This is a genomic window from Nitrospina watsonii (assembly GCF_946900835.1).
Taxonomy (GTDB): Bacteria; Nitrospinota; Nitrospinia; order Nitrospinales; family Nitrospinaceae; genus Nitrospina; species Nitrospina watsonii.
This window is the reverse complement of the sequence record NZ_OX336137.1, coordinates 1,930,998-1,956,268: the sequence shown is the minus strand read 5'-3', so window position 1 is coordinate 1,956,268 and position 25,271 is coordinate 1,930,998. Positions and strand designations below refer to the sequence as shown.

Here is a 25,271-nt window from a genome sequence, read left to right as displayed (position 1 = left end):
TTCTCAAACCCGCCCGGTCATTCCTTCTAGATGTAGCCTGCCGTGGCATTCCACTATAACGTATGTTGAACCGATTGAATAGGTTGAGGTGACTATGGTCAAGATCGCGCCTTCCATTCTGGCTGCGGATTTCAGTCGATTGGGTGAAGAAGTCAAAGCGGTTGAGGAAGCGGGAGCGGACTGGATTCATGTCGATGTCATGGACGGTGCGTTCGTGCCCAACATCACGGTGGGCCCGCCGGTGGTGGAATGTCTGCGCAAGGTCACGGACCTGCCGCTCGACTGCCACCTGATGATCGAAAACGCCGACAAGTACATCGCCGATTTCGTTTCCGCCGGAGCGGATATCATTTCCGTTCACGTGGAAGCCTGCCCGCATTTGCACCGCACCATCCAGACGATCAAGGAGCACGGCATCAAGGCCGGGGTCGTGCTCAACCCGGCGACGACCTTGTTTGCGCTGGACGAGATCATCGAAGACGTGGACATGGTTCTTTTGATGTCGGTCAATCCCGGTTTCGGCGGCCAGACGTTCATCAAGCAGGTGCTGGGCAAAATCCAGTTGCTGCACAACACGCTGGAGCAATCGGATGCGGACATCGACGTGCAGGTGGACGGCGGTATCAATCCGGAAAACGTGGGCATCGTTAAAAAAGCCGGGGCCAATGTCATTGTCGCCGGTTCGGCGATTTTCAATTCCGCGAACTACAAAGAAGCCATCGATACCCTGCGCGGCAACTGATGCGCCGGATTCCCTCTCTTCGTTTTATCTCTTCAGGAATTTAAACAGGCGTTCGATGAAGCCGCCGGACTTCTGGTGCTTGCGTGCCTGTTGCACCAGACTGCGTGTTTCCGCCAGGCTGGGGTCGAGGCGCGTGGCTTCCTGAAACTCGTTTTCCGCTTCCTGATTTTTCAAACGCGCTTCGTACACCAATCCCAGATTGAAATGAGCCAGCGGGTAGGTGGGGTCGTGCTGCACCGCCTGTTTCAGTGCGTCTTCGGCTTCCTGCAAACGGTTGCGCGCGAACTGGGCGAGGCCGAGGTTGTTCCAGATCTGGGCGTCGCCGGGCGACAATTCCAGGGCGCGGCGATAGATGGTTTCGGCTTCGTCGAAGTGTTCGGTGCGGTCGAGGATCAATCCCAGATTGTACAGCGCGTTGGTGTCGTCCGGTGTGTGCTGCAAGGCTTCCCGCAACAGATGCTCGGCCTCCTGGTAGCGTTCTTCGTGCATGTAGAGGAGGCCCAGGTTGTTGCAGACGGACGCGTTGTCGGGTTGCAGGTGCAGGGCTTTCAGGTACGCGGCTTCAGCGCTGCGGGGATCGTTTAAGTCCTGATGCACCACGCCCAGGTAAAAATGGTGCACCGGTTCGGAAGGGTCCAGTTCCACCGCCTTGAGCAGGGCGTCCAACGCCTTCTGCGGCCGCCCGGACTCGAGATACACCGTACCCAGCTTGCGCCACGCGAACTGGTTCTGCGGGTCCTGATCCACCACAATCTGGAAATGCCGTTCCGCCTGTTCCAGATCGCCGTTGTCTTCATGAATGCAGGCCAGGCCGAAGTGTGCCTTGGCGTGTTGGGGATCGAGTTGCAGGGCCTGTTTGAGGTAAAACATCGCATCGCTGCGCCGCCCCGTGTTGGAATATAGATTGGCGATGTTGACCAGCACCGAGATATGTTGGGGATTCAATTCCAGGGCGCGCAGGTACTGTTCTTCTGCTTCTTTGAACCGGTCGAGGTCTTCGAACACGAGGCCCAGGTTGAACAGAGGCAGGGGATTGTCGGGTTCCAGCTCAAATGCCTTGCGGTAAATGCCGATCGCTTCTTCATGGCGTTCGAGCGAGGACAGGCAGTTTCCCAGGTTGTTATAAAACGATGCGTTGTCCGGCTCCTGCTGGAGGCACTGCAGCCATTCCCGCTCCGCCTCCGCGAATTTGCCGGCTTGGAAATACACCAGCGCCAGGCTGTGCCGGGCATCCACGGAAATGGGATTGAGGGAGAGGGCTTTGCCGATGGCGTCTTCCGCATCGCTCAGGCGGTCGGTGTCGAGGTAGAGGTTGCCGAGGCTCACATGGGCGGCTTCGAACTGGAAGTCGAGGAACAGGGTTTCCTGAAACTCCTGTTCGGCTTCCTCGAAACGGCCCAGATGGTAATACAGGTTGCCGAGTTCGTGATGCGTGAATGCGGAGTCCGGGTTCACACGCAGGGAGGCCTTGTACTCCGCCTCGGCTTCCGGGTACTGCTGGTAATCGAAGTACAGGTTGCCCAGGTTGTAATGGGCCTGATCGTATTCCGGGTCCAGCCGCATGGCGGTTTCAAACGCTTTGCGGGCGGCTTCGAAATCCTGTTTGCGCGCGTGCAGCAGGCCGAGGTTGTTGTGCGGCAGTGCGTAGTCGGGATCGATTTCCAGCGCCGTGCGGTATTCCTGCTCTGCCGCCTCCCACCGTTCCTGATCGTGATAGAGACTGCCGAGATTGTTGCGGGTGCGCGAATTATCCGTATCGAGTTCGAGGCTGGACCGGTAAAACTTTTCCGCCTCGTGGTAACGCTGCTGGCGATGCCGCACGATGCCCATTCCCAGCATGGCCTCGGCGCATTCCCTGTCGTATCCCAACGCTTGATTGTAGTGCGCCTCGGCGTCTTCGAACCGGTTGAGCTCAACGTAATAATCGCCGAGGTCGCAATGCGGGTCCGGGTCGCCGGGATTCTGGCGGATGAGTTGTTTGAGGGTTTCCTCTTCCTGAAATTTCATGGAGACAACGCTTGCTGTGATTACAGATTAGGGATCGAACCAAGTGACCCTTAGTTTTCTACTTGAATTCGGTGCGTACTTTCAACTTTTTATGAATGGCGGGGATAAAAAATTCCCGCGTTCTTATAGGGACGATGGGGTGCAGACGCAAATTGGCGGGAGGGGGCCTCCCTCCCAGGGCACCGCGAAAAAGGTTGAAGGGCTTTCAGAACAATTCCTTAGGGGGGTCATGCTTTGTCCTTGTCAGGCTCCGGGAAAACAATGTAAACTATGCTAACTCAACAGCTTCAACCCTTACTCGGGGTTTGGGCCGAGTGAGACCGGCCCTGAAATTTAATCTCCACGGGAGGAATCGAATCATGATGGGAATTGGTTTTCCAGAGTTGATGATCATTCTGGTCATCATAATGATTATTTTTGGAGCGGGAAAGCTGCCGGAGATCGGTAATGCTTTCGGACGCAGTATCAAGAATTTCAAGCAGTCGATGAAGGAAGCCGATGAACTGGATACCGGCGAACAGGCTGCACAGGAAGGCGCCGCGCAACCGGCAGGCGAGTTGGAGCAGGAAAATTTGAGTGATGAAGAAAAAGAACGTCTGGCCCGGGAAAAGGCACAGGCCGAAGGCGAGGCTAAAGACAAGGCGATGAAAGAGAAAGCGGAGGCGTTCACCGCATCCCTGCCGCGTAAAGGCGCCTACGACTACACGAAGGATCAGGAAGAGTCCGAGAAGAAGGCCTGATCGATCGGCGACACCCTGCATGATGAGTGAAGGACGCAGAGTTTGAAGCCTGTGAAATGAAAACCTGACAATTCCCCGTGGTTCATAAAAGAGCCTTGGTCTCAATAAGACCAGGGCTCTTTTAAATTATCTTCCGTCCACACCGACCAACCGTCAATGTCCTTATAGATCCCTTTGGTGTACAAGTTGAAGGGGTCGAAAAAGCGGATGCCCTTCTCCCGGTCCACCTCAAAATTGACCTGCTGGCTTTGCAGCGGGTTGCCTTTGCATTCGAGGAACTTGTTGCCATCCACTTTGGAGATGGTGAAGATTTGTTCCATGATGTCCGGGTCGAACTGACCGGTATCGATCACTGTCCGGACTTTTTCCATAACCGTCTCCACTTCCTCCGGAGACAAATGGTGCATTTTCATAGCATATTCCTTTCGTGCAATGCTTAAAAATGGACCTCAACCCGCCCAATTATATAATAAAATCCGCCGGATGACGAGACCGGGAAACCGGTCTGCCGACACGCCAAGGGTGGTTGGAGGGGTCAGGGCTTGGCGAGGGAGATGATCGTATCGGGAAAGATGCCCAATTCCAGAGTCCCCAGAACGCCGATACCGATGACCAGCATGGTGATGGGCGTCAGAGACAACTGAAACTCTTTGATGGGCTCTTTCATGTACATGTACACAATCACCTTCAGATAATAATAGAAGGATATGGCGCTGTTGAGAACCGCGAGCACAACGAGAATGACGAAGCCTTCCTTCAACGCCGCCTGAAAGATGTAAAACTTGGCGACGAATCCGGCCAGAGGCGGCAGGCCTCCCAGTGACAACAGGAAAATAGACATCGACATGGCCAGCACAGGGTGTTTGAAACCGAGGCCGGAGTAGTTTTCGATTTCCAGGTTTTCGTCGCCTTTGCGCCCGAGCAGAATGACCACACCGAATGCGCCGAATATCATGAAAGCATAAGCCAGCATGTAGAACAGCAGGCTGGCGCCGCCCAGCGAGTTCTTCGCGATGATGGCGATGAGGATGTAGCCGACATGCGAGACGCTGGAATAAGCCAGCAGGCGTTTGATGTTGGTCTGGACAATGGCTCCCAGGTTGCCGACAAACATGCTGATGACGGCCACGATGGACAGGATCATGGTCCAGGAAGGAGCCAGCTCCGGGATGCCTTCGGCGAAGATGCGGAAGAAGGCGGCAAACGCCGCCGCCTTGGGGCCCACCGCCATGAATGCGGTGACCGGCGTGGGGGCGCCCTGGTACACGTCCGGAGCCCACATGTGGAACGGAACGGAGGCGACTTTGAATCCGAATCCGATCACCAGCAGCACAACGCCCAGGAGCATCAACGGCTGCGAGAACACTTCGCCACTGTTCAACAACTGCGCGATCTGAGCGAGTTTGGTGGAACCGGTGGTGCCGTAAAGCAGAGCCATGCCGTACAGCATGAAACCCGTCGCAAACGCGCCCAGCAGGAAGTATTTCAGCGAAGCCTCATTGGACTTGGGATCATAACGGCGGATGCCGGCCAGCACGTACAGGCAGATCGAGACGATCTCGATGCCGAGGAAAATCATGATCAGGTCGGTGGAGGACGCCAGAAGAATCATGCCTACGGTGCAGAACAGGATCAGGGCGTAGTACTCGCCCATGTTGATGCGTTCTCTCCGGTTGTATTCAATTGACAACAGGATGGCCAACGCCGAGCTGATGCAGAAAATACAGGTGAAGAAAACGGACAGGTTGTCCACCACGTAGGCGCCGCCGAACGAATACACGGGCAGATCCTGTTTGGCGAAGGCGCTGATCGCCGCCATGAGCAGGCCGGTGAGGCTGATGAAGACCAAACCGGATTTGTTTTTTCCGGCGAACAGGTCGAACAGCAGAACCATCATGGAAAACACGCTCAGCACCAGCACGGGCGCCAGGCTGGTCAGGTCTATTTCAGGTATCTGTATCATTTCCACGATGCTGTGTCCTTAAATCAATTCAGATTTCCGTTTTGCTCGAGCTTCAACCGCATCAGGCGCAGATCTGTTTTGGCGGCGTGCTGGTCCTGGGCGTGCGGCATGAACTGTGCCGGGTCCACTTGCTTGACCAGCTTGTCGATCGAGGCATCAAAGGTTTTGGTGAACGGCGTGGGATAAAACCCAATCCAGAAAATCAGCACGATGAGCGGCACCATGACGCCCAGTTCGCGGCCGGTCATGTCGGTCAGTTTTTCATTTTCCGGTTTTTCAATTTTCAGGAACATCACCCGCTGGAACATCCACAACATATAACAGGCGGCGAAGATGACGCCGGTGGTGGCGAGCCCCGCATAAAAGCCGTTGACCTGGAAAATGCCGAGCAGGATCAGGAATTCGCCGACAAACCCGTTGGTCCCCGGCAGGCCGATGGATGACAGGGTGGCGATCATGAAGCAAATGGTGAACACGGGGATCACCTTGGCGATGCCGCCGAACTCACTGATCAGGCGGGTGTGCCGCCGGTCATAAATCATGCCCACCATCAAAAAGAGGGCGCTGGTACTGATGCCGTGGTTCAGGTTCTGCAACAGGGCGCCCTGCAGGCCGTAGTGGTTGAACGCAAAGATGCCGAGCATGACGAAACCCAGGTGGCTCACACTGGAATAGGCAACGAGTTTCTTGAGGTCTTCCTGCACCATGGCGACCAGCGCACCGTAGATGATGCCGATGATGGCCAGTCCTGCGATGAACGGCAGGAATTCATTGGACGCCACCGGAAACATCGGCAGGTTGAACCGCAGGAACCCATACGTCCCCATCTTCAGCAACACGCCGGCAAGGATGACACTGCCCGCCGTCGGCGCCTCCACGTGCGCATCCGGCAGCCAGGTGTGGAACGGGAACATGGGCACCTTGATGGCGAAAGCCAGGAAGAAGGCCATGAACAGCCATTTCTGCTGGTCCAGCGTCAGGTTGATGTGTTCCGTGATCAACAGGATGTCGGTGGTGAACACGCCGACCGTGCTGTGGAAATGGAAGTACATCCAGATGATGCCCACCAGCATGAGCAGGGAACCGACCGCGGTGTAGATGAAGAACTTCACCGCAGCGTAAATGCGGCGCGGCCCGCCCCACACACCGATGATGATGTACATGGGGATCAACTGGAATTCCCAGAAGACGTAGAACAGGAAGAAATCCAGAGCGATGAACACGCCCAGCATGCCGGTCGAAAGCGCCAGCATGGCCATCATGTATTCTTTAACGTGTTTTTTGACTTCCCACGACGCCAGGATCGAGATGAACGTGAGAAAGGTGGTCATGATGTACAGCAACAGCGAGATGCCGTCCATACCGACGTGATAACTGATTCCCCACTGCGGGATCCACGACGTGATGTACTCGAACTGCATGTCTGCCGAGTTCATGTTGAATTCGAAGTACAACGGCAGCGACAGGATGAAATCCACCCCGGCGACAATGAGGGCGAACCACTTGACGCTTTCGACCTTCTCGCGGGGGATCATGGCCAGCACGAAGCAGGCGAGCAGCGGTAAGAATGTTACGAATGTCAGGTACATCGTTTCGCTTCTAGATAATGATCAACAGTAAAATGAATCCGACCACCATGAACATGGCGTAATTGCGGACGAACCCTGATTGAAATTCACGGGCCTGTTTGCTGAACCAGCCGACCGTCTGGGCGACGCCGTTGACGGCTCCGTCCACACCGCGCACGTCGCCTTCTTTCCACAGCAGGAAGGAGCCTTTGATCGTCGGTTGCACGAAAATGGCGTCGTACGTCTCGTCAACCAGGTACTTGTTCTTCACCAGCTCGTAGCCCCACTGACCCTTGGTGTAGGTGTCCGGCAGGTCCGGGCGTTTGATGTAAAAGATGTAAGCCATAAAAATGCCGGCCAGCGCCACGCCCATGGAAAAGACCATCAGGAAAATTTCCAGCCACACATTATGGACGCTGTGCGTCTTCTGGTGCAGCACTTCGGCCAGGGTGATGTGATGGCCGTGTTCCGCCAGGGTCACTTCGGAGTTGTGCAGGGCGGTGGCGAAATCGAACGACAGCACCGGATCCAGAAAATTGTGCAGGATATGCCAGCCGTGAATGAGCGGCAGGCCCAGCAGTCCGCCAACCAGCGCCAGCCCGGCCAACGCGATCAACGGCAGGGTCATCACTTTCGGCGACTCATGCGGATGCACGTGCGGGTCCACGTTCGACGGGCCGTGGAACGTCAGGAAAACCAGCCGGAACATGTAGAAGGCGGTGATGAAGGCACCCGCCACACCCATGCCCCAGTAAATCACGTTGCCGTCCATCAGCGCATGAAAGAGAATTTCGTCTTTACTGAAGAAGCCGGAGAACGGAAAGATGCCGGCGATGGCGATGGTGGAGACCAGAAAGGTGACGTACGTGATCGGAAAATGATCTTTCAGACCGCCCATTTTGCGGATGTCCTGCTCGTGGTGCATGCCGTGGATGACGCTGCCGGAACCGAGGAACAGGCAGGCTTTGAAGAAGGCGTGCGTCACGAGGTGGAAGATCGCCGCCGTGTAGGCGCCGACGCCGCAGGCCAGAAACATGTAACCGATCTGGCTGACGGTGGAGTAAGCGAGAACGCGCTTGATGTCATACTGCGTGCAACCGATGGTGGCGGCAAAGAGAGCGGTGCCGCCGCCGACCAGAGCGATGATCATCATGGTGACCGGCGCCATGTTGAACAGAGCGTTGCAGCGTACGATCATGTACACGCCGGCGGTGACCATGGTCGCCGCGTGGATGAGCGCGCTGACCGGCGTGGGGCCTTCCATCGCGTCCGGCAGCCAGGTGTACAGCGGAATCTGTGCGGACTTGCCGGTGGCGCCGATGAACAGGAACAGCGTGATCAGGGTGACGGCTTCGCTGTCGTACACCATGGTCGAGGGGACCATGCTCATCACCGTGGTGAAGTCGAGGGTGCCGAACTCGGAGAAGATGTAAAACACGCCCAGCAGGAACGCGAAGTCGCCGACGCGGTTGACGACGAAAGCCTTGACGCTGGCGTCGCACGCGGATTTCTTTTCGAAGTAGTAACCGATCAGGAAGTAAGAGCAGACCCCGACGCCTTCCCAGCCGATGAACATCATCATGAAGTTGTTGCCCATGACCAGAATGAGCATGGAGAACAAAAACAGGTTCAGGTAGGCGAAGTAGCGGTAGTAGCTGTACTCCTCATACATGTAGCCGATGGAAAAGATGTGGATGATGGTGCCGACGCCGGTGACAACCAGCATCATGACCATCGACAGGGGATCGATCTGGAATCCAAACTCCACCGCCAGGTCTCCGGCGGCCATCCATGTCCACAGGACCTGTTCCGGGTACGGCTGGCCTTCCGGGTGGAAGAACAACCCGACCCAAAGGATCACGGTCACAAAGAACGACAGGGCGGGCAAGCCGCAGGCGATCCAGCTGACTTTATTTTTTCCCAGTTTGAGGCCGAAAAATCCGTTGATGATGGAACCCAGCAACGGGAAAAAAGGGATCAGCCAGGCAAGTTTGAATAGCACGATAAGATCCTTACCACTTCATCAGGTTGAATTCATCCAGGTTGACGGTCGGCTTGTTGCGGTACAGGGCGATGACGATGGCCAGCCCCACGGAAACTTCCGCCGCCGCGACACACATCACCATGAAGCTGAAGATCTGTCCATCGTGATGGTTCAAATGCCGGTCGAAAGCGATCAGCGAAATGTTCACCGCGTTCAGCATGATTTCGATGCACATGAACACGACGATGGCATTGCGCCGGATCAACACGCCCAGAACTCCGATGGAAAACAGGGTGGCGCTCAGTATCAGGTAATGTGAAAGAGGTACCATAATTCAGTCAGTCCAGTTTGGATTTGGCCAGTACGACGGCTCCCACCATGGCCGCCAGCAACAAAATGGAGGCCACCTCGAAGGGCAGCACGTAATCGGTGAACAGCTTGGCGCCGACTTCCGCCGTGGTGCCGAAGGTGTCCGGCACGTCCGCCGGCGCATCGAAGTTCGTGCCCACCGTGATCTCAATGAACTTGTACAGCACTCCCGCGACCATGAGGCCGGTGAGAATGGAGAGGAACAGGTTGCGCTCGCGGGTCTTCCAGGTGAGGTCCTGTTTCAGGTTCAAAAGCATGATGACGAACATGAACAGAACCATGATCGCGCCGGCATAAATGATGACCTGCAGGATCGCCAGAAAGTGCGCCTGAAGCAGGACAAAAATGGCGGCGAGACCCAGCATCATGCCGATGAGGGACACAGCCGACCCAACGGGGCTGTTGTTGAACACGACGCCCAGGGCCAGGATGAGGCACAACCCACCGAGTGGGTAGAAAATCAGTAATTCCATTTTCCGTACATTTTCCGGCAGAAATCGATGCGGTCCTTCAATTCGGAAACCGGCATCAGCAACTGTTCCATGTTGTATTTCATTTTCTTACGATCGAGCATCGAGATGTCGCAGTCGTTGCTCATGAAGATTGCTTCCTCCGGGCAGGCTTCTTCGCAGAAACCGCAGAAGATGCAAACCGCGTAATCGATGGTGAATTCGACCGGGAAGCGCTCGACCTCGTTCTGCTTGCCGCTGTTGGCGCCGGGATCGATGTCGATGCAGTAAGCCGGGCAGGCGATCTCGCACAGGCCGCAGGCCACGCAGTTGGGCCGCCCCTCTTCGTTCAGGGCCAGCACCGGCCGTCCCCGGTAGGCGACGGGATACTCCCGCGTTTCTTCGGGGTAATAAATGGTGAAGATTTCCCGTTCTTTCTTCTTTCCCAGAAAAAAAGGAATGAACCCAAACAGGTTCTTGAAGAAATGGCGTGACGTGATGATCATGCCCCGGATGATTTCGGGGATATATAAACGTTCCCACCACGTCATCTTGATATTGCGGTCGACGTAGTAAGCCATAAGACTCTCCTTATTGGATGAGCAGGATGACGATGCCCGTGACGACGACGTTCGCCAGCGACAGGGGCAACAGGATTTTCCATCCCAGCTTCATGATCTGGTCGTACCGGAAACGCGGCAGCGTCCACCGGATGACCATTTGGACAAACAGGAAGAAAATGACTTTGGTGAAGAACACGCCGACATGCAGGAACATGACGACGAGGTTCGACCCGGTCTCTCCCAGAAAGTCGAAGATTTCCAGCAGCGTGGCGGTGCCGATAAACGGAACGTGCCACGCGCCGAAAAAGAGAATGGTGACGATCGCGGCGATCGTGACCATCTCGATGAATTCGGCCATGAAGAACATGCCGAATTTCAAACCACTGTATTCGGTAAAGTAACCGGCAACCAGTTCGGATTCTGCTTCCGGGTTGTCGAACGGGATGCGCTTGTTTTCCGCAATCGAGGCGGCGAAAAACATGAAGAAGCCGAGCGGTTGAAGAAAGATGCCCCAGCGGAAGAAGCTCTCCTGCGCGTTGCCGATTTCCGTCAACTGCATGGTGCCGTAAACCATCAACACGCCGATGATGGTGAGACCCATGGTGACTTCGTAAGACACCATCTGCGAGGCGGTGCGCATGGAGCCGAGCAGCGAGTAGTTGTTGTTGGAGCTCCACCCGGCGACGACGTAACCATAGGTGGCGATCGAGGCGATGGCGAACACGAACAGCAATCCGACGTCCAGGTCGGAGATCACCAGCTTGACTTCTTTTCCAAACAGCGTGTATTCCCCACCGAACGGTACCACGGCGAACGTCAGGATGGCGGGAATCAGCGCGATGATGGGGCTGAGCGTATGGAGGAACTTGTTGGCGCCCTGCGGGATGAAGTCTTCTTTCGTGAACATCTTCAGTCCGTCGGCCATGATGTGAAACAGACCCAGCGCGGTGAAGCCCATGATGTCCGCACGGTTCGCACCAATGCGGTCCTGCATGATGGCGCTCTGCTTGCGTTCCACCCATGTCAGAACCGGCGCAAAAAAGCCGACGGTGACTCCCAGAACAAACATGATTTTGGCAAGGGTGATTGCCAACTCAACCAGTATGTCTTCCATCTCTCCTCAGTTCAACGGGCCGATCAACGGCTGCCGTTTGTTGATGGGGTAATCTTTACGGAGTGGGTGTCCCTTGAATCCTTCATACAACAGAATCCGCTTGAGGTTCGGATGGCCTTTGAACTTGATGCCATACATATCCCATACTTCGCGCTCGTACCAGTTGGCGGAATTGTACAGCGGGACCACGGAGTCGAGGATACAGTCTTCCTCGTCGATCGGCACTTTCACGCGAACCCGGTTGTTGTACTTCAAAGAAAAAAAGTGATAGACGACCTCGAAACGCACCGGCTTTTTATCGAGGTAATCGACCGCTGTCAGGTCCATCAGGAAATTCATGTCGAGCGACGGCTCGTCCCTCAAAAATCGGGTCAGATCGTAGATGCAGTCGCGCTTCACCACGACCGTCTGGTCGCCGCGGAACGCATGCGAATCCTGAACCTGATCGCCAAATTCAGCTTTAATTTTATCGATGATTTCAGTACTCATAATAGGTCAGGCGACGCGCGGGTCACTCCCAGTCCAGGCCTCCCCGAATCCATACGTACATCAGGCCGATCCCCAATATAATAAGGAACAGGATCATCTCAACCAGCCCAAACAGGCCGAGTTTCTTGTACAGGATGGCCCATGGAAACAGGAAGACGGCCTCGATATCGAACAGGATGAACAGGACCGCGACGAGGTAAAATTTGACGGAAAATCGTTGATAGGGCGAGACAATCTGGCTTTCCCCGCACTCAAACGGTTCCATCTTGTCCGCGAACTCGCGTTTGGGCCCGAGGAGGGAGGTGGCCACGACCATGCCGACGGCAATGACGGTGGCGAACAGTAAAAGGATAGCTGCGCCTGTATAGGTTTCAAGCATGGTTCACTACCTTAAAGGTCCGGCTTTTTTGTGTCCCGGAGGCGGAATTGCCCCAGGCGGTAACGCGCCTTTTTGCCCTTATAAAGAAACGGATTTTAACCTGTAATTTCTTAAAAAACCACAGGTTTTTCAACATTTTTAAAAGAGTTGGGTGGACCGCGCCATTCGGAAAAATGGTGACGGGTGATACTACCGGAGCCCCCCCGGGGATGTCAACGAAAAAGCGGGGTTTCAGGGCCGCAGGAACCCCTGATAATCGGGTCGTTTCCGGAGATGGACAAAAAGGGAAATGTTTAGAACAGGTTGAGGGGAAAGCCCGGGAGCCGGACGAGAACCCATCCCGATTTCAGACCCCCGCTTTTAGATTTCAGACCCCCGCTTTTAGATTTCAGACCCTGCTTTTATCATTTTGCCGATATAATGGCGTTGGTAGAACGAAAAGGGCTGAAAATTGGTGCAACGTTGGGGAGGACGGGGCCATGAAACTGAAAATCGGAGAGGGACCAGTAAACAAAAGCAGAGTGCGGGGGAAGGGCGCGCGGGTGCGAGGCCTTCTGCTTGTAGGCTGGATGGCACTGTTTGCGCCGGGGCTGGCGGCGGCCCAGCCCGGGATGGACTGCCCGGAATACTTCTTCAACGCCACCGACGCCAATGACTTCTTTGCGGGGCTCACCGACCGACATTTCACCCAGGGCCTGCGGCTGTCGTTCGTGGAACGCCGATTCAACAAGAAAAGGTCCGATTACGACTCCCATATAAAAGACCACTGCACTCCCGAGCGCCTGCCTGTCCGTCTCAGCAGGGGGGTGGCGGGATTTTTTACCGGGCTGGCGCACAAAATCGGTGAGGCGACGCTAGAGAAGGGACTGGGTTTTGAGTTTGATACGGCGAGCTTCATCCTCGGACACAACATCTACACGCCGGAAGATTTGTCGAAAACCGGCCTGGTCAGCCGCGACCGGCCCTATGCGGGGTGGTTTTACATCGGCTTCGGGTTCTTTGATGAAAAGCAGGATCGCGAGGTGCTGGGCCTGCCGGTGGATACGCTGGACTCGGTGGAGATCGACCTGGGGGTGATCGGCCCCGCCTCCGGCGGCGAGCGGGTTCAGCGTGAGTGGCACGCGTTGATCGACGACGAGGACCCGAAGGGCTGGGACAACCAGCTCCACAACGAGTTCGCCCTGCTGATTTCCTACGACCGCAAGTACCGCCATCGGCTGCTGGAAGAAAACGGCATGGTCCCGGGGGTGGACTGGATTCCTGGCGGCGGGGTGGCGCTGGGCAACGTGTTCACCTATGTGGCGGCAGGCGGAGTCGTGCGCGTTGGTTACAACCTGCCTGCCGACTATGGTCCGCCGCGCATCCGCCCCGGCACGCAGGGTTCCGACTTTTTTGAAACGGGGGCCGGACGCGACCGCAAACGGGTGATGGCGTACCTGTACACCGGCCTGGAGGGCAGGGCGATTGCGCACAACATTTTTCTCGACGGCAACACGTTTCGAACCAGCCACGCGGTGAACAAACGGTACCTGGTGGGCGACTGGCAGTTCGGCGGCGCGCTGGCGTACGACTGCATCCGTCTGGCTTATACGATGGTGTACCGCTCGCAGGAATTCAAAGGCCAGTTCGAACCCGACATCTTCGGCTCGATGACGCTGTCGGTTCGGTTTTAGGACAAAGCCGGGGTATGCTCCCTTCAGTTCCCGGACTTGCCCGCGCTCAATTTTCTGAGATACTCATCCACTAGAGCTTTGTCGATTGCAGTAGATTCGGTGGCACACGACACATCTTCTTATCAGGTATGGCTCGAAACCGCCGCGCTAGGCGGCCCGCCTTTCGAGCTCGGGTTTCCATAGAATCGGGGCATAAGCCAGAATATAAAACGCAAAACAAAATGCCCAAAGTGTGGCGGAACCCATAATCCAGTTAACGGTATTGTCAGGATTCATTATCGGACCCAATACCCGCATGAGAGCCGAACCCTGCAACAGGATGAAGCTCAATATGGTCAGCCTGGTTGCACGCACGGTTCGCCCGGTATGGGCCAGCGGCACGCGGGACATCATGCCGAGCGTCATGGAACCGATCGCCCCGGCCGTCAGGGCATGCAGGGAGATTTGGAAGGGAAGGGTGCCCAGTGCCGAAAACCCGGTTAAAATCAATCCTGCAATCACCCAACCGTAACCAATATGAAGGATCAAAGCCATCGGGTCTCCCAGGATTCTATGCGTATGGTAGTGCCGCATGCGCAGTGCATGGAGGGTTGCGGATAAAAAAGAAACAACGGCAAGAAACATTCCCTCCGGGCCTGTAAATACCAGAGCCAGAATGATCAAAACCAGCGATAAGATCGCCGAGATGTCCAGCCTTTCCTGTGCTACCTGTTTGGCTTTTTTCCCGCGCTGATGCAGCGCCGCAACGGTGAAGGAGGGAATCACGCGCCCGCCAATCAGAGATATCATGGCGACAACGATCATCACAGCAACATAAAGAGAGGTAAATTCTTTCGTGACAAGGAAGGTCATGTCGCATGCAAGCAGAATAGTGAGCAAAACCAGAAACACGAAGTTGCGTTGGTTCCAGCTTTTGAGAAGCGGCAGCGACAGGGTGAGGGCCAGCGCCAGGATAAAGGAACCTTCAACGAGGAAGATGGCCATCTCCGGCAGGCCCAGATCAAAATGCATGACCACCCGTCCGGCCAGCCAGAGGAGGGACAACCCCGCCAGATGCATGGGGCCTGCCGGGTTGCGGCCCGTCCAGTTGGCGACAGCGGTCAGCAAAAATCCGGCAACGATGGCGATGGTGAATCCAAAGATCATTTCATGCGCATGCCACGATACAGGGTCCAACAGGAATGCAGGCGGCGGACGGTGCCCGGCAAAAAATCCACCCCAAATGAGCAAGTTGGTCACGCTGTACAGCGCGCCCAAAAGGAAAAAAGGGCGAAACCCGTTCTGCAGAAACGGGTGAGCTGAGATGCCTGTCGATGATTTTTGCATGACGATCCTTCTTTTATTTTAATGGATGACGTGTTCTCAGAGTGGTGTCCAGCCGAAGCGCTGCTCGATGGCGCTGCGATAGGGAGTGACGATTTGCCTCGGGGCCTTGCGGATGTATTCTTCCGCGTTTTCGTGTTCGCCACGCTCGATGAGTCCTTCCAGATAAGCACACACGTCCTCTATTGCAGGCAGATGTCCGGGGTTCGCTTTGAACCCGCAGGGCAGCTCCGTCCACACCACGCCGCTTAAATTTTTCGATTCCATCCACATTTTTAAAATTACCAGCAGGGCCGGGGGCAGGGCGGACTCGGTGCGTCCAGCGGCGGTCATGACACCGATGTGCTCGATGCCGCAGCCTTCGCGGTCGGCGAGTTGTCGGCGTGCGCCCACCACGTGGACGGGGAACGGATGGTCGCTTTGTTGAGTCAAGGTATCTCCGGAAATCATTCCGGATGGGTTTTCGTTTCCTCCGGACGCAGTCCGGTCGATATTTGCATGGTTGAACGGCGTCCAGTACGTGGTGCTTGCCGGGTGGCCGGGGACGATGACCAGGGTGATGCGCCGGCGGTCGGATTCGCGGGCGAACTCGACGGGGAGTTTGGGTCCGTCGCCAAACCAGCAGTCGGGATGTTTCAGGTGTGGGCCGAGTGTGCGCGGACTCCAGATGAGCGAGCCGTATCCGATGCATGCAATAGTCATCCCCGAATTTTAATGGCAGATGGAAGAAAAGAGAAAAAGAATTGGAACCACCGATGGACACGGCCGGCTGGGCCGGGAGCAAATATTATCCTTCGCTGACGCTCAGAATTACATCGCAATTTCTAGATTGTCATTCTGAGGAGCCGGGCCACGCCCGGAGGGAAAAGGGTACCGAAACGCGCCCTCGGGGCATCGTTTGCCGCGGGCCACGCCCGCTGTCATTCTGAGGAGCTGGAGGCGACGAAGAATCTATGTTTTGTTTGAAAGGAAAGTGTGTAAGGGAAGGCGTGAGGAAGAAGGTTCCAATACCTCCCCTCAATCCCCTCCTTGGAAAGGAGGGGAGGAAAATTAAAGATGAGAACCACCGATGCACACAGAGGAACATGGATAAAAAATGTGTCTCTTTTTCCACTGGGTGAGGTGGTCTCGTGAGCGGGAGGATCGAAGAGAGGTGCAATCGCTATTGAGGGTTATCGGGTGTTATTTCTTCCAGTTCCAAAGGCAAAGTTAAAGTTTCCAACAAGACAGCACGTTTCCTTAGTAAGGTGATATATTCTTCAATTAGCGATTTGGAGGCTCCGTTTAATTGGGCGTTCACGACAGAAAAGGCTTGTGCTATCGGAATATGTTTATTTTTAAAATCACTATAAAACTGGTCAAGCCCATCTGCGTACTGACTTATAGTAGCGACCTCACTTATTTTTGCTTTAATGCAATCCCCGGCCAAACCGATTCCCGTTAAAATTCCAGAGATATAAGCGATTTTCTCTGTCTTAGTAGTTTCCTGCCAAAGATGACCATCTGCTCTGAGGTCCTCATCTGCCCATCCCGGCGCGGCCAGAAAAAGCGTCAACACCACCAGCAAAATTCGCATTGATTCTCCTTTACTGGCCGTAAATTTCAAGGCCGGAGCCGTATGGGTTGTTCGGGCTGTCCTGTCGGTATGGACTGCCTGCGCCGTAAGGGTTGTTGATGCTGTCGGGAGAATAGGGGCTCCCGTATCGGCCAAAGGGGTTGCTGGTCGAATCGGGATCATACGGATTCGTGCTCAGGTTCCCGCGAAAGTTCCCTTGGTTGTCGTACAGTTTCGGCGGGTTGGTGGCGTAGGGGTTGGTTGCGGAATTTGGGCTGTATGGGTTGCCGTAGGTCCCGAACTGGTTGTTGATGGAGTCCGGGTTGTACGGATTGCCTACGCCGAACGGGTTCGATGTGGAATTGGGCGCGTAGGGGTTGGCGCTCAGGTTGCCCAGGTACTGGCCGCTTTGCGCGAATGCCAGCGCCGGCGCGGCTAAAAGGAGCATTGCGAGGAAAAGAGATGGTTTCATCTTGCGCCCTCCCTTGAATGAATTTTTGGTATGTCAAATATAGTGTTGTGTTGGGGAGTTGTCAATCAGACTTCAAGAAAGAGGGTGGGGGGAGGGGAGAAAACATAGATTCTTCGCTGGCGCTCAGAAAGACAGAATAGGCATCCTATTGTCATCCTTCACTCCGTTCAGGATGACGCACTGAAGGTAAAAGCCCCCCAGCCCCCTTCGGAGAAGGGGGAGCAGGGGCTCACCCGATTCAATGACGGAGAGGGACAGCTTTGATTTGGAATTGCGTCCGTTGACCAGCGTTCGCCCACATGGCACGAGCCAACTTGCTCCGGGCCACGCCAGCCGGATTGCATCTGGGGGGAAATGGGGGAGGCGTGGATCGCGCTCGTCGATCATCGTTCGCCCGCATGGCACGGGCCAACTTGCTCCGGGCCTTGCCCGGCCATAAAAAAAAAGACCCACCTTGGATTGCTCCAAAGTGGGTCTCAATTTAAAACCCGGCGTTGACCTACTCTCCCACACAGTCTCCCGTGCAGTACCATCGGCGCTGAAGGGCTTAACTGCCGTGTTCGGAATGGGAACGGGTGTTTCCCCTTCGCTATCAAGACCGGGAAAAAAAGTCAGAATAGTTAAGTTGATACAATTGATATCGCAGACAAAGTAGCTGAAAAAAAGGTCAAGCCTCACGACTGATTAGTACCGGTTAGCTAAACACATTACTGTGCGTACACATCCGGCCTATCGACCTTGTAGTCTTCAAGGAGTCTACAGTCCCCAAAAGGGGAAGAGAGATCTTGTTTTGGGGTTGGCTTCCCGCTTAGATGCTTTCAGCGGTTATCCTTTCCAGACATAGCTACCTGGCAATGCATCTGGCGACACAACCAGCACACTAGAGGTCTGTCCACTCCGGTCCTCTCGTACTAGGAGCAGCTCCCCTCAAATCTCTAACACCCACAACGGATAGGGACCGAACTGTCTCACGACGTTCTAAACCCAGCTCGCGTACCGCTTTAATTGGCGAACAGACAAACCCTTGGGACCTGCTTCAGCCCCAGGATGCGGTGAGCCGACATCGAGGTGCCAAACCGCCCCGTCGATATGGACTCTTGGGGGCGATAAGCCTGTTATCCCCGGCGTACCTTTTATCCGTTGAGCGATGGCCCTTCCACACGGGACCACCGGATCACTAAGACCTGCTTTCGCACCTGCTCGACCTGTCGGTCTCGCAGTCAAGCCCTCTTATGCCTTTACACTCGACGGCTGGTTTCCAATCAGCCTGAGAGGACCTTCGCGCGCCTCCGTTACAATTTAGGAGGCGACCGCCCCAGTCAAACTACCCGCCTGACATTGTCCCTGATCCGGATTCACGGACCGAGGTTAGAATATCAATGTAATAAGGGTGGTATTTCAAGGGTGACTCCCCCGAAGCTAGCGCTCCGGATTCAACGTCTCCCACCTATCCTACACATACTAGATCAATACTCAATATCAGGTTGTAGTAAAGGTGCACGGGGTCTTTCCGTCCTGTTGCGGGAAACCGGCATCTTCACCGGTATGTCAATTTCACTGAGTCCCTGGTTGAGACAGTGCAGCCATTGTTACGCCATTCGTGCAGGTCGGAACTTACCCGACAAGGAATTTCGCTACCTTAGGACCGTTATAGTTACGGCCGCCGTTTACCGGGGCTTCAATTTGGAGCTTCATCCGAAGACTAACCCCTCCTTTTAACCTTCCGGCACCGGGCAGGCGTCAGACCCTATACATCGTCTTACGACTTCGCAGAGTCCTGTGTTTTTAGTAAACAGTCACAGCTGCCTGGTCACTGCAACCCCTCTCGGCTCCAGAAGCAAGTTCTTTCACCTAATAGGGGCACTCCTTATCCCGAAGTTACGGAGCTAATTTGCTAAGTTCCTTAACCAGAGTTTTCTCAAGCGCCTTAGGATTCTCTCCTCATCCACCTGCGTTGGTTTGGAGTACGGTCCCGTATAACCTGAAGCTTAGAGGTTTTTCTCGGTAGCCTGGGATCATCTAGTTCGTTTTCTCCGTAGAGAAGACTCCCCATAACGTCTCGGAGTTGAATAGGGGTCCGGATTTGCCAAAACCCCCCTCCTACATGCTTGGACCGGGACGTCCATCACCCGGATAGATTACCCTTCTACGTTACCCCATCGCAGTTATACGAGGTACGGGAATATTAACCCGTTTCCCATCAGCTACGCTTTTCAGCCTCGCCTTAGGGGCCGACTTACCCTGAGAGGATTACCCTTCCTCAGGAAACCTTGGATTTTCGGCGAACAGGTTTCTCACCTGTTTTATCGTTACTCATGCCGCCATACTCACTTCCATACAGTCCACCCGTCCTTACGGTCGAGCTTCAACCCAGTATGGAACGCTCCTCTACCACTGAATGGCACCGAGGTGTCATTCAGTCCACAGCTTCGGTGATAAACTTAAGCCCCGTTACATTTTCGGCGCAGGGACACTTGATAAGTGAGCTGTTACGCTTTCTTTAAAGGATTGCTGCTTCTAAGCCAACCTCCTTATTGTCAGTGTATTCCTACAACCTTTCCCACTTAGTCTATCTTAGGGACCTTAGCTGGTGGTCTGGGCTCTTTCCCTTTCGACCACGGATCTTAGCACCCGTAGTCTGACTCCTGCGATACGGCCTGCGGTATTCGAAGATTGGTTGGGTTTGGTAACCTGGTGAGGCCCCTAGCCCATCCAGCGCCCTACCTCCGCAGACTATTACGCAAGGCTAGTCCTAAAACTATTTCGAGGAGAACCAGCTATTGCCGGGTTTGATTGGCCTTTCACCCCTATCCACAACTCATCCAAAGACTTTTCAACGTCTACTGGTTCGGGCCTTCACGAAGTGTTACCTCCGCTTCACCCTGGTCATGGATAGATCACCCGGCTTCGGGTCTACTCCATTCAACTGATCGCCCTGTTCAGACTCGCTTTCGCTACGGCTCCACCTAACGGCTTAACCTTGCTGAATAAAGTAACTCGGCGGCTCATTATGCAAAAGGTACGCGGTCACACCTGCATCCGGCAAGCCGGATGTATAGTGCTCCCACTGCTTGTAGGCACATGGTTTCATATTCTATTTCACTCCCCTCACCGGGGTGCTTTTCACCTTTCCCTCACGGTACTAGTTCACTATCGGTCGCCAATTGGTATTTAGCCTTAGGGGGTGGTCCCCCCAGATTCCTACAGGATTTCTCGTGTCCCGTAGTACTCGGGTGCCCAGTCGAGAATGAGGGTGCCTTTTCGTCCACAGGGCTTTCACCTTCTATGGCCAGGCTTTCCAGCCTGTTGAACTAAGACATCCTTTTATGACATTCCGACAGATCCGTATCCCTGTCAAACTGGGTCCCACGACCCCGGACACACAACGCACACGGGCTTTAACATGTGTCCGGTTTAGGCTATTCCCGTTTCGCTCGCCGCTACTAAGGGAATCGCGGTTGCTTTCTACTCCTCGGGGTACTGAGATGTTTCAATTCCCCCGGTTGCCTTCACTGCCCTATGTATTCAGACAGTGATGACACGGTATGACCCGTGTCGGGTTGCCCCATTCGGGAATCTCCGGATCAACGCCTGTTAGCGGCTCCCCGAAGCTTATCGCAGCTTGCTACGCCCTTCATCGACCATTGGCGCCAAGGAATCCACCATGCGCCCTTATGCGCTTGACCAAAATCCTCAGCTACTTGTCTTGCGATATTCAATTGTAAAAGAGCAGTGTCCTCATCTTGAGGACATTTCCGTCAATTCGGTACGGTACAACTATTTGATACTGATTCGTTTAGGTATGGAGGTGAACGGGTTCGAACCGATGACCTCCTGCGTGCAAGGCAGGCGCTCTCCCAACTGAGCTACACCCCCGTATATCGTTGCCGCACAGGCCCCTAGGGCCGGCCATCGATCAAATCAAATGGTGGGCCTAGGTAGATTTGAACTACCGACCTCACGCTTATCAGGCGTGCGCTCTGACCAACTGAGCTATAGGCCCCTGAAAACTGTCAGGCTTTAGCTCCCGATCATGCCAAATAACCTGGTGCCGAATTTAATAGAAAAGAAAAGGTGCCAACCCAGTTTGCGAATGTCGTTGATCTCGTCGATCTTGATCTAGCTTACGCCGGATCAAAATCTCCTTAGAAAGGAGGTGATCCAGCCGCAGGTTCCCCTACGGCTACCTTGTTACGACTTCACCCCGATCACCAACCATACCTTAGGCAGTAGCTCCCCGAAGGTTAGCATCGTGACTTCTGGTACAGTCGGCTTTCATGGTGTGACGGGCGGTGTGTACAAGGCCCGGGAACGTATTCACCGTGGCATGCTGATCCACGATTACTAGCGATTCCAGCTTCATGGAGCCGAGTTGCAGACTCCAATCCGAACTGAGACCGGCTTTTTGAGATTAGCTCCACCTCGCGGTATTGCGACTCTTTGTACCGGCCATTGTAGCACGTGTGTAGCCCTGGACATAAAGGCCATGAGGACTTGACGTCATCCCCACCTTCCTCCGGCTTATCGCCGACAGTTCCTTTAGAGTTCCCGGCATGACCCGCTGGCAACTAAAGGTAGGGGTTGCGCTCGTTGCGGAACTTAACCCAACATCTCACGACACGAGCTGACGACAGCCATGCAGCACCTGCGCAAGGGCTCCGAAGAGAGACCCTATTTCTAGGGCTGTCCCAAGCAAGTCAAATCCAGGTAAGGTTCTTCGCGTTGCGTCGAATTAAACCACATGCTCCACCGCTTGTGCGGGCCCCCGTCAATTCCTTTGAGTTTCAGCCTTGCGACCGTACTCCCCAGGCGGGGCACTTAATGCGTTAGCTGCGGCACAGAAGGGATCAACACCTCCTACACCTAGTGCCCATCGTTTACAGCCAGGACTACCGGGGTATCTAATCCCGTTCGCTCCCCTGGCTTTCGTATCTCAGTGTCAGTTGCAGACCAGAAAGCCGCCTTCGCCACTGGTGTTCTTCCCAATATCAACGCATTTCACCGCTACACTGGAAATTCCGCTTTCCTCTTCTGCACTCAAGCCGAATAGTTTCAAACGCAATTCCGCGGTTGAGCCGCGGGCTTACACGTCTGACTTATCCGGCCACCTACATACGCTTTACGCCCAATGATTCCGAACAACGCTCGCCCCCTCCGTATTACCGCGGCTGCTGGCACGGAGTTAGCCGGGGCTTCCTTTGGTGGTACCGTCATTGTGTTCTTCCCACCCGACAGAGCTTTACGACCCGAAGGCCTTCATCGCTCACGCGGCGTTGCTGCGTCAGGCTTTCGCCCATTGCGCAAAATTCCCCACTGCTGCCTCCCGTAGGAGTCTGGACCGTGTCTCAGTTCCAGTGTGGCCGATCACCCTCTCAGGCCGGCTAACCATCGTAGCCTTGGTGAGCTTTTATCTCACCAACTAGCTAATGGTCCGCGAACTCATCTTTGAGTGGAGTTTGAGACTCCTTTTACCGCATCTCTTATGAGACGTGGTCTTATCCGGTATTAGCCTAACTTTCGTCAGGTTATCCCAGACTCAAAGGCAGATTATTCACGTGTTACTCACCCTTGCGCCACTTTACTCATCCCCGAAGGGACTTTCTCGTTCGACTTGCATGTGTTAGGCACGCCGCCAGCGTTCGTTCTGAGCCAGGATCAAACTCTCCAGTTATAAAAACTTGAAAATTTGACCAAAGTATAAATTAACAGGCATCCGCAAGCTTAGGTTGGCACCTTATTCTGCTTTCAAAGAACAGCGATGGCTTGAAGGGTCGTGGTTGCGACCCTCAGGTCCATCTTAAAAATTTCAATCAGAAACAAATATAGGAAGGTCATCGGGGACCTACTTTCGAACCCCGGATGCTTGAAAATCCTAGGTGTTGTTCAAGTGAGTTAAGTTATATCGACTTTGTTTGAACTGCGCAAGTGTTTTTTTAGAAAATAATGCATTATTTTTCAGGGTCCCCGCAACCCCGCGCCCAGCTTATATTTCCGCCTCGCTCAGGGGGTCCGGCTGGCGCTCCAGCTGGAAGCTTTTCAGGGTGTACAGGTGATGATAAAGCCCTTTTTGTTCCATCAGTTCCGGGTGGCGGCCCATTTCCGCCAGCCGCCCCTGGTCGAGCACGATGATGCGGTCGGCATTGTGGATGGTGGACAGCCGGTGGGCGATCACAAACGAGGTTTTGCCCTCCATAAGGCGCTCCAGAGCCTCCTGAATGAGCTTTTCCGACTCGTTGTCCAGCGCCGAGGTGGCTTCGTCCAATATCAACATGTGCGGGTTTTTGAGAATGGCGCGGGCGATGGCGATGCGCTGGCGCTGGCCCGCCGACAGGCGGATGCCTTTTTCCCCAACAACGGTCTGGTATCCGTCGGGGCAGGCCCGGATGAAGGCGTCGGCATTGGCCGAGCGGGCGGCCTCGATGATTTCCGCGTCGCTGGCCTCCGGCTTGGCGTAGCGGATGTTCTCTTCAATGGTGCCGCCAAACAGCAGGGTTTCCTGCGGCACCAGCGCCACCTGCTGCAAATAACTGCTCAACTGCACGGTGTGGATGGGGATGCCGTCCACCCGGATCTCGCCTTCCACCGGATCGTAAAATCGATGCAACATATTGATTAAAGTGGTTTTTCCGGCGCCGCTGGGGCCCACCAGCGCCACCATCTCGCCGGGCTCGACGGTGAAATCGAGGCCTTTCAGCACTTCCTGGTCGGGCCGGTAGTGGAAATGCAGGTTCTTGACCTCGACGCGGCCGACGATGGAGGGCATGGGCTGCGCACCGGGGACATCTTTCACTTCCCCCTCGGTGTTGAGGATATCGAAGATGCGCTGGCTGGCGCCCAGTGCCTCCTGAATGCGCGTGTACAGGCGGGCGAAGCTGCCCATGGGACCGGCGATGATGGTGGCGTACAGGATGAAGGCGATCAACTCGCCGGGGCTGATGTTGCCCGCAATCACCTGCTGACCGCCGTACCACAACAGCACCAGCGCCGTGATGAAGGCGATGAAGCCGATCGCCGGGCCGAAGAACGCCGAAATCTTCACCCGCTTCTTCGCCGATTCAAAACTGTCTTCCACCGCCGTCTCGAAGCGGTCGATCTCCAGCTTCTGCCGCACGAAGGATTTGACCACGGCCATGCCGCTCAGGTTTTCTTCCAGGATGGTGGTGGAAGTGGACAGCTTGTCCTGAATCTCCGTGGACAGCGAACGCAATTGCTTGCCGAAGTAACGCGCGAACACGACGAGGATCGGCGCCAGCACGAGGATCATGAAGGTCAGCTTCCAGTTCATGTAGATGATGATGACGATGCCACCGATCAGGCGGATCGACTGTTGCAGCACGGTCGCGGGCAGGTCGGTGATGACGCCCTCGATGGTGGAGATGTCGTTGGTCATGCGCGACATGATCTCGCCGGTCCGCCGCTTCACGAAAAAACTCATCGACAGTTTGTGGATGTGACGGAAGATGCGCTTGCGGAAATCGGTGGTGACGCGCTTCTCGGTGATGTCATAGAGGTAATTGTGTGCGGTGCTGAACAGCATCTGCGCCAGAAACAGCAGGGCAATGATCCACGCCATTTCATTGAGCAGGGCGAGGTCTTTCTTCACCATCACCACGTCCACCAGTTGCTTGACGAACAGCGGCACAGCGAGGTTGGTGGCGGAGGCGAGGATCAACAGGACGCTGCCCCAGAACAGCATGGTGCGATAAGGGTGCAGAAACCGGGCGAGTTGTCGGATGTATTTCATGGGCCGTTATGATGGGGTTGGGGTTGATGTGCGAGGCCACATCATACCGTCAACCGCCACAGCGCGGAACCGAAAATTTGAATATTGCGAATAGAGGAAAGCCCCAGTCCGGCCCATGCCCGGATAGACATCAAACT

General features: G+C 55.0%; 19 protein-coding genes, 2 tRNA genes and 3 rRNA genes. 3 read left to right on the top strand and 21 right to left on the bottom strand.

Annotated elements, in window-relative coordinates; all coding sequences use genetic code 11:
• Nucleotides 1-94: 94 nt before the first annotated feature.
• Nucleotides 95-742: a ribulose-phosphate 3-epimerase gene (gene rpe / locus QML71_RS09020; protein WP_282011590.1), complete on the top strand. Its 648-nt coding sequence runs from the start codon at nucleotides 95-97 to the stop codon at nucleotides 740-742.
• Between the two features lie 24 nt (nucleotides 743-766).
• Here rpe and QML71_RS09015 read toward each other — a convergent pair whose 3' ends face one another.
• On the bottom strand, nucleotides 767-2,749 hold the full coding sequence (locus QML71_RS09015) for a tetratricopeptide repeat protein (protein ID WP_282011589.1): 1,983 nt from the start codon (nucleotides 2,747-2,749) through the stop codon (nucleotides 767-769).
• 359 nt (nucleotides 2,750-3,108) lie between these two features.
• Between QML71_RS09015 and tatA the strand changes: the two genes are divergently transcribed.
• A complete protein-coding gene (gene tatA, locus QML71_RS09010; RefSeq protein ID WP_282011588.1) occupies nucleotides 3,109-3,489 on the top strand; it encodes a twin-arginine translocase TatA/TatE family subunit in 381 nt (126 codons plus the stop codon).
• A gap of 101 nt (nucleotides 3,490-3,590) precedes the next feature.
• Here the strand turns inward: tatA and QML71_RS09005 are convergent, their stop codons facing one another.
• The 10 genes from QML71_RS09005 to QML71_RS08960 form a co-directional block, all read right to left on the bottom strand.
• On the bottom strand, nucleotides 3,591-3,902 hold the full coding sequence (locus QML71_RS09005; RefSeq protein WP_282011587.1) for a hypothetical protein: 312 nt from the start codon (nucleotides 3,900-3,902) through the stop codon (nucleotides 3,591-3,593).
• 122 nt (nucleotides 3,903-4,024) lie between these two features.
• Nucleotides 4,025-5,458: an NADH-quinone oxidoreductase subunit N gene (locus tag QML71_RS09000; RefSeq protein ID WP_345742322.1), complete on the bottom strand. Its 1,434-nt coding sequence runs from the start codon at nucleotides 5,456-5,458 to the stop codon at nucleotides 4,025-4,027.
• A gap of 17 nt (nucleotides 5,459-5,475) precedes the next feature.
• The gene (locus tag QML71_RS08995; RefSeq protein ID WP_282011585.1) at nucleotides 5,476-7,041 is read right to left on the bottom strand and encodes an NADH-quinone oxidoreductase subunit M; all 1,566 of its coding nucleotides are present in this window, start codon (nucleotides 7,039-7,041) and stop codon (nucleotides 5,476-5,478) included.
• 10 nt (nucleotides 7,042-7,051) lie between these two features.
• A complete protein-coding gene (gene nuoL / locus QML71_RS08990) occupies nucleotides 7,052-9,022 on the bottom strand; it encodes an NADH-quinone oxidoreductase subunit L (RefSeq protein WP_282011584.1) in 1,971 nt (656 codons plus the stop codon).
• Between the two features lie 10 nt (nucleotides 9,023-9,032).
• On the bottom strand, nucleotides 9,033-9,335 hold the full coding sequence (gene nuoK, locus QML71_RS08985; protein WP_282011583.1) for an NADH-quinone oxidoreductase subunit NuoK: 303 nt from the start codon (nucleotides 9,333-9,335) through the stop codon (nucleotides 9,033-9,035).
• A 7-nt stretch (nucleotides 9,336-9,342) separates the two neighbouring features.
• Nucleotides 9,343-9,846 carry an NADH-quinone oxidoreductase subunit J family protein gene (locus QML71_RS08980; protein WP_282011582.1) on the bottom strand — a complete coding sequence of 168 codons (504 nt, stop codon included), beginning with the start codon at nucleotides 9,844-9,846 and terminating at the stop codon, nucleotides 9,343-9,345.
• Complete coding sequence (locus QML71_RS08975) at nucleotides 9,834-10,403, bottom strand: NuoI/complex I 23 kDa subunit family protein (RefSeq protein WP_282011581.1); 570 nt, start codon at nucleotides 10,401-10,403, stop codon at nucleotides 9,834-9,836. The genes QML71_RS08980 and QML71_RS08975 overlap by 13 nt, the downstream gene beginning before the upstream one ends.
• 10 nt (nucleotides 10,404-10,413) lie before the next feature.
• Nucleotides 10,414-11,499, bottom strand: a complete 1,086-nt coding sequence (gene nuoH, locus QML71_RS08970; RefSeq protein WP_282011580.1) for an NADH-quinone oxidoreductase subunit NuoH — start codon at nucleotides 11,497-11,499, stop codon at nucleotides 10,414-10,416.
• Nucleotides 11,500-11,505: 6 nt separating this feature from the next.
• Nucleotides 11,506-11,988, bottom strand: a complete 483-nt coding sequence (locus QML71_RS08965) for an NADH-quinone oxidoreductase subunit C (protein ID WP_282011579.1) — start codon at nucleotides 11,986-11,988, stop codon at nucleotides 11,506-11,508.
• Nucleotides 11,989-12,010: 22 nt separating this feature from the next.
• Complete coding sequence (locus QML71_RS08960) at nucleotides 12,011-12,367, bottom strand: NADH-quinone oxidoreductase subunit A (RefSeq protein ID WP_282011578.1); 357 nt, start codon at nucleotides 12,365-12,367, stop codon at nucleotides 12,011-12,013.
• Nucleotides 12,368-12,936: 569 nt separating this feature from the next.
• Here QML71_RS08960 and QML71_RS08955 point away from each other — a divergent pair.
• Entirely contained in the window at nucleotides 12,937-14,040 is a 1,104-nt protein-coding gene (locus QML71_RS08955; protein WP_282011577.1) for a lipid A deacylase LpxR family protein, read from the top strand.
• Nucleotides 14,041-14,187: 147 nt separating this feature from the next.
• Here QML71_RS08955 and QML71_RS08950 read toward each other — a convergent pair whose 3' ends face one another.
• The 10 genes from QML71_RS08950 to QML71_RS08905 form a co-directional block, all read right to left on the bottom strand.
• Nucleotides 14,188-15,366, bottom strand: a complete 1,179-nt coding sequence (locus QML71_RS08950; protein ID WP_282011576.1) for an NnrS family protein — start codon at nucleotides 15,364-15,366, stop codon at nucleotides 14,188-14,190.
• A 36-nt stretch (nucleotides 15,367-15,402) separates the two neighbouring features.
• Nucleotides 15,403-16,065 carry a hypothetical protein gene (locus QML71_RS08945; protein WP_282011575.1) on the bottom strand — a complete coding sequence of 221 codons (663 nt, stop codon included), beginning with the start codon at nucleotides 16,063-16,065 and terminating at the stop codon, nucleotides 15,403-15,405.
• Between the two features lie 460 nt (nucleotides 16,066-16,525).
• The gene (locus tag QML71_RS08940) at nucleotides 16,526-16,939 is read right to left on the bottom strand and encodes a hypothetical protein (RefSeq protein ID WP_282011574.1); all 414 of its coding nucleotides are present in this window, start codon (nucleotides 16,937-16,939) and stop codon (nucleotides 16,526-16,528) included.
• Between the two features lie 10 nt (nucleotides 16,940-16,949).
• Nucleotides 16,950-17,390, bottom strand: a complete 441-nt coding sequence (locus QML71_RS08935; protein ID WP_282011573.1) for a hypothetical protein — start codon at nucleotides 17,388-17,390, stop codon at nucleotides 16,950-16,952.
• A gap of 486 nt (nucleotides 17,391-17,876) precedes the next feature.
• Nucleotides 17,877-17,993 (bottom strand): 5S ribosomal RNA (gene rrf, locus QML71_RS08930).
• 60 nt (nucleotides 17,994-18,053) lie between these two features.
• A 23S ribosomal RNA gene (locus QML71_RS08925) occupies nucleotides 18,054-21,076 on the bottom strand.
• Nucleotides 21,077-21,193: 117 nt separating this feature from the next.
• Nucleotides 21,194-21,266: transfer RNA gene (locus QML71_RS08920), tRNA-Ala, on the bottom strand.
• A 50-nt stretch (nucleotides 21,267-21,316) separates the two neighbouring features.
• Nucleotides 21,317-21,393: transfer RNA gene (locus QML71_RS08915), tRNA-Ile, on the bottom strand.
• Between the two features lie 146 nt (nucleotides 21,394-21,539).
• Nucleotides 21,540-23,061: ribosomal RNA gene (locus QML71_RS08910) — 16S ribosomal RNA — on the bottom strand.
• The 16S, 23S and 5S rRNA genes sit together here with 2 tRNA genes alongside, the layout of an rRNA operon.
• Nucleotides 23,062-23,373: 312 nt before the next feature.
• A complete protein-coding gene (locus tag QML71_RS08905) occupies nucleotides 23,374-25,134 on the bottom strand; it encodes an ABC transporter ATP-binding protein (protein WP_282011572.1) in 1,761 nt (586 codons plus the stop codon).
• Nucleotides 25,135-25,271 lie beyond the last annotated feature (137 nt).

What these genes read in the sequence shown, in the direction of transcription:
- rpe (WP_282011590.1), top strand. Translation starts at nt 95, where the DNA reads ATGGTCAAGATCGCGCCTTCCATTCTGGCTGCGGATTTCAGTCGATTG.
- QML71_RS09015 (WP_282011589.1), bottom strand. Translation starts at nt 2,749, where the DNA reads ATGAAATTTCAGGAAGAGGAAACCCTCAAACAACTCATCCGCCAGAAT.
- tatA (WP_282011588.1), top strand. Translation starts at nt 3,109, where the DNA reads ATGATGGGAATTGGTTTTCCAGAGTTGATGATCATTCTGGTCATCATA.
- QML71_RS09005 (WP_282011587.1), bottom strand. Translation starts at nt 3,902, where the DNA reads ATGAAAATGCACCATTTGTCTCCGGAGGAAGTGGAGACGGTTATGGAA.
- QML71_RS08995 (WP_282011585.1), bottom strand. Translation starts at nt 7,041, where the DNA reads ATGTACCTGACATTCGTAACATTCTTACCGCTGCTCGCCTGCTTCGTG.
- nuoK (WP_282011583.1), bottom strand. Translation starts at nt 9,335, where the DNA reads ATGGTACCTCTTTCACATTACCTGATACTGAGCGCCACCCTGTTTTCC.
- QML71_RS08980 (WP_282011582.1), bottom strand. Translation starts at nt 9,846, where the DNA reads ATGGAATTACTGATTTTCTACCCACTCGGTGGGTTGTGCCTCATCCTG.
- QML71_RS08975 (WP_282011581.1), bottom strand. Translation starts at nt 10,403, where the DNA reads ATGGCTTACTACGTCGACCGCAATATCAAGATGACGTGGTGGGAACGT.
- nuoH (WP_282011580.1), bottom strand. Translation starts at nt 11,499, where the DNA reads ATGGAAGACATACTGGTTGAGTTGGCAATCACCCTTGCCAAAATCATG.
- QML71_RS08965 (WP_282011579.1), bottom strand. Translation starts at nt 11,988, where the DNA reads ATGAGTACTGAAATCATCGATAAAATTAAAGCTGAATTTGGCGATCAG.
- QML71_RS08960 (WP_282011578.1), bottom strand. Translation starts at nt 12,367, where the DNA reads ATGCTTGAAACCTATACAGGCGCAGCTATCCTTTTACTGTTCGCCACC.
- QML71_RS08955 (WP_282011577.1), top strand. Translation starts at nt 12,937, where the DNA reads ATGGCACTGTTTGCGCCGGGGCTGGCGGCGGCCCAGCCCGGGATGGAC.
- QML71_RS08950 (WP_282011576.1), bottom strand. Translation starts at nt 15,366, where the DNA reads ATGCAAAAATCATCGACAGGCATCTCAGCTCACCCGTTTCTGCAGAAC.
- QML71_RS08945 (WP_282011575.1), bottom strand. Translation starts at nt 16,065, where the DNA reads ATGACTATTGCATGCATCGGATACGGCTCGCTCATCTGGAGTCCGCGC.
- QML71_RS08940 (WP_282011574.1), bottom strand. Translation starts at nt 16,939, where the DNA reads ATGCGAATTTTGCTGGTGGTGTTGACGCTTTTTCTGGCCGCGCCGGGA.
- QML71_RS08935 (WP_282011573.1), bottom strand. Translation starts at nt 17,390, where the DNA reads ATGAAACCATCTCTTTTCCTCGCAATGCTCCTTTTAGCCGCGCCGGCG.
- QML71_RS08905 (WP_282011572.1), bottom strand. Translation starts at nt 25,134, where the DNA reads ATGAAATACATCCGACAACTCGCCCGGTTTCTGCACCCTTATCGCACC.